We start from the raw sequence: 3,591 nt of genomic DNA, 5'->3' as shown, positions 1-3,591 counted from the left end.
TCTCTTGACTATTCTGTATTGCTCGACGGATTGCCTCTGTCGTCGTGGCGCGGCCGTGTAGAACCTGTCCCATAGCGCATCCTTTGATTCGAATGACAAGCATGCACCATTAAAGCCCGGGATCAAACACCTAGGGTCTTCGCGACGGAGCTTCGCTCCTGCTTCGCCCTAGGATGACGACGGGACAGGCGTTGCGGCTAATCTCGACGGCTTGTTACCGCTCAAGTGCGGTATAGCGAATGTCAGTTCCTCAACCGGTAGCCCGTCTTGAATATCCACGCCACGATCGCGATGCAGATGGCCAGGAACACCAGCGTCATGCCGAGGCTGACGCCGACCGAAACGTCAGCCTTGCCGTAAAAGCTCCAGCGGAACCCGCTGATCAGGTAGACGACCGGGTTGAACAGGGTGACCGTCTTCCAGATGCCGGGCAGCATGTGGATCGAATAGAAGCTGCCGCCAAGGAAGGTGAGCGGCGTGACGATCAGGAGCGGCACCAGCTGCAGCTGCTCGAAGGTCTTGGCCCAGATGCCGATGATGAAGCCGAACAGGCTGAAGGTCACCGCCGTCAGCACCAGGAAGGCGACCATCCAGAACGGATGCTCGATCCTGAGCGGCACGAACAAAGCCGCCGTGGCGAGGATGATCAGGCCGAGCATGATCGACTTGGTCGCAGCACCGCCGACATAGGCGATGATGATCTCGAGATAGGAGACCGGCGCCGACAGGAGCTCATAGATCGAGCCGACGAATTTCGGGAAATAGATGGCGAAGGAGGCGTTGGAGATCGACTGCGTCAGAAGCGACAGCATCATCAGGCCCGGCACGATGAAGGCGCCATAGGCGATGCCGTCGATCTCGTTGATGCGCGAACCGATCGCCGAGCCGAAGACGACGAAATAGAGCGAGGTCGAGATGACCGGCGAGATGATGCTCTGCAGCACCGTGCGGAAGGCGCGCGCCATCTCCACCCGGTAGATCGCCCAGACTGCACGAAAATTGGGGGCGGCGCGCAGGTTCATGGCTCTTGCCTCAGGAGATTGACGAAGATCTCTTCGAGCGAGCTGTTCTTGGTGTCGAGATCGCGGAACTGGACGCCGGCCGCCTCGAGGTCGCGGATCAGCGAGGCGACGCCCGGACGGTCGCTCTGGTTGTCATAGGTGTAGGTGAGCTGGTTGCCGTCGGCGGACAGCTCCAATGAATAGTGGGAAAGCCCGTCCGGAACGGCGGCCAGCGGCGCGCGCAGCTCCAGCGTCATCTGCTTGCGGCCGAGCTTGCGCATCAGCTCTGCCTTGCCTTCGACCAGGATGATCTCGCCCTTGTTGATGACGCCGACGCGGTCGGCCATCGCCTCGGCTTCCTCAATGTAGTGCGTGGTGAGGATGATGGTGACGCCATCCTCGCGCAGGCGCCTGACCATCGCCCACATGTCCTGGCGCAGCTCGACGTCGACGCCGGCCGTCGGCTCGTCGAGGAACAAAACGCGCGGCTCGTGCGACAGCGCCTTGGCGATCATCAGCCGGCGCTTCATGCCGCCCGACAGCGTGATCGCCTTGGAATCCTTTTTCTCCCACAAGGAGAGATCGCGCAGCACCTTCTCGACGAAGTCCTTGTTGGGCGCCTTGCCGAACAGGCCGCGGCTGTAGTTCACCGTCGCCCAGACGGTCTCGAAGGCGTCGATGGTCAGTTCCTGCGGCACCAGCCCGATCAGGCTGCGCGCCGCGCGGTAATCCCGGCCGATGTCGTGGCCATCCACCGTGACCGTGCCCGACGAGCGGTTGACGATGCCGCAGACGATCGAGATCAGCGTCGTCTTGCCGGCGCCGTTCGGCCCGAGCAGCGCGAATATCTCGCCGCGCTCGATGTCGAGATTGATTTCCTTCAGCGCCTTGAAGCCTGTGGCATAGGTTTTCGTGACACCGGAGATCGAGATGATGGATGACATGCTGAAATACGGCCGGCTGGAAAAGGTGATCTGATATAGGTCGGATGCCGCCCGGTGCAACCGTGAATCGCCGCCGCTGCTGACAGTTCTGGACAGTCGCATTCCTTGGAGATTGGCCAAAACACCTCGCTCGTCGTCATCCACGGGCGGAGCAAGGAGCGAAGCGACGCGCGCAGACCCGAGGATCCATTCCGTGACTTCCGAGCGCTGCCGCGGTGCAGAATTCTGCTCCGCCGCACTCTTCGATCAAGGTCACGGAATGGATTCCAGGGTCTCCGCGACGCCGCTTCGCGGCTGCTCCGCCCAGGAATGACGAGGTTGGGAGGCCGGAGCCAATCTCCAGCGTTTGCGCTGATTTCACGGAACTGAACGGCCAAAGTCTGCCTGACTGCATCGAACAACTAACCCTGCCCCGTCCAGAACGCGATCTCCTGCGCCTTGGTCCCGAGCTCGGTCTTCAGCCATTGATCGTCGTCGTCGAGGTAGCTCCACGGCGTCTTGCCCTGGGCTCGCATCTCGCGGATGTAGGAGCGGTAGCGGTAGTGGCTGTAGACCGACATCGCATAGGTGGCATAGGCGGCGGCGAGCTTGCCGTGGCCGCGCACGATCACCAGGTTCTCGTCGTTCTTCTCGCTCGCCGGCGCCGAGAAATTGTGGCTGCCAGTCACCACCACGCAATCGGCTGAATGCGGGTCGGTCACCAGGATTTTCGAGTGCACGATGGCGTGGCCGATCTGCGACAGGAACTCCCGCCGGTTGACCTCGGCGATCCATGGCCCGAGCGGCGCGTCGAGGCCTTGCGGCTGCGTCACCGCATAGCGGTCCGGCGTGAATTTGCGGTCGCTGCTCACCAGGCCGATGTCGAGGAAGTTCTGCTCGGCGCCGCCCTCGTCGGCGCTCAGCGTCGAGACCACGCCGCGCACATACATGCCCTTTTCCTTGGCGCGCTGGCCGGCCAGCGTGTGCAGCCCCTGCTTGCCCGGCGTGAACATCAAAAACAGCACCGCCTGCTTGGCTGAAGTGATGACGTCGCGCAGCGCCGCCATGTCGGCGCCGTCCGAGGTGCGGGTAAACCACACGGTCGCCTTGGCGGTGCCGACCGTGAAGGTCTTCGGCGCATCGTTGTCCGCCATCAGCGCCGGCGTGAAATTGGCCGGGTCGGTCTTCGGCGGCGAGGCGTCCCTGAGCAGGTCCCAATGCTTGCGGAAATGCGCCGCCACCGCCGCGTCCTCGATCAGCAGGCCGTTGTTGACCTGCGTGCAGAGGCCCGTCGTGCTCCAGTTGGTGCTGCCGGTCCACACCTTCTTCGGCTCGCCGTCTTCCGACAAGACGACGAACTTGTTGTGGCCGAGGCCTTTCGATTTCAGCATCCGGTCGATGGTCGCGACGCCATGGTCGTTGAGGTTCTTGCGCGCATCCTTGTTGCCGTCGCCTTTCTTGTCGGAGCCGTTGGCGAGGATGAGATGCAGCCGCGGCCCGAGCCCGATCAGCGCCGTCTCCAGCGTCGCGTCCCCGAGCTCGTAGAGCGCGGCATGCAATTCGTCGCCGGCGCCTTGCGTCAGCCCGACCATGCGCAGGCCGAGATCGCCTTCCAGGAAAGCGCGGAATTTCGCGTCGCCATTGGTCTGCAGGCTCTTCTTGAAGGC

The 3,591-nt window shown here is 62.8% G+C and carries 3 protein-coding genes; all 3 read right to left on the bottom strand.

Annotated elements, in window-relative coordinates; all coding sequences use genetic code 11:
- Positions 1 to 242: 242 nt before the first annotated feature.
- Positions 243 to 1,022 carry an ABC transporter permease gene (locus tag EOD07_RS26850; RefSeq protein WP_127237558.1) on the bottom strand — a complete coding sequence of 260 codons (780 nt, stop codon included), beginning with the start codon at positions 1,020 to 1,022 and terminating at the stop codon, positions 243 to 245.
- Positions 1,019 to 1,945: an ABC transporter ATP-binding protein gene (locus tag EOD07_RS26845; protein WP_127237557.1), complete on the bottom strand. Its 927-nt coding sequence runs from the start codon at positions 1,943 to 1,945 to the stop codon at positions 1,019 to 1,021. Before EOD07_RS26845 ends, EOD07_RS26850 begins: the two co-directional genes overlap by 4 nt.
- A gap of 401 nt (positions 1,946 to 2,346) precedes the next feature.
- Positions 2,347 to 3,591, bottom strand: a 1,245-nt coding sequence (locus EOD07_RS26840) for a phospholipase D-like domain-containing protein (protein WP_127237556.1), incomplete at its 5' end; no start/stop codon positions are given.

The sequence above is a fragment of the Mesorhizobium sp. M2C.T.Ca.TU.002.02.1.1 genome, from assembly GCF_003997225.1.
Note: the sequence above shows the minus strand (reverse complement) of the source record. Positions and strands in the feature narration are given on the sequence as shown.

Coding starts and splice junctions, on each gene's coding strand:
- EOD07_RS26845 (WP_127237557.1), bottom strand. CDS start 1,945: ATGTCATCCATCATCTCGATCTCCGGTGTCACGAAAACCTATGCCACA.
- EOD07_RS26850 (WP_127237558.1), bottom strand. CDS start 1,022: ATGAACCTGCGCGCCGCCCCCAATTTTCGTGCAGTCTGGGCGATCTAC.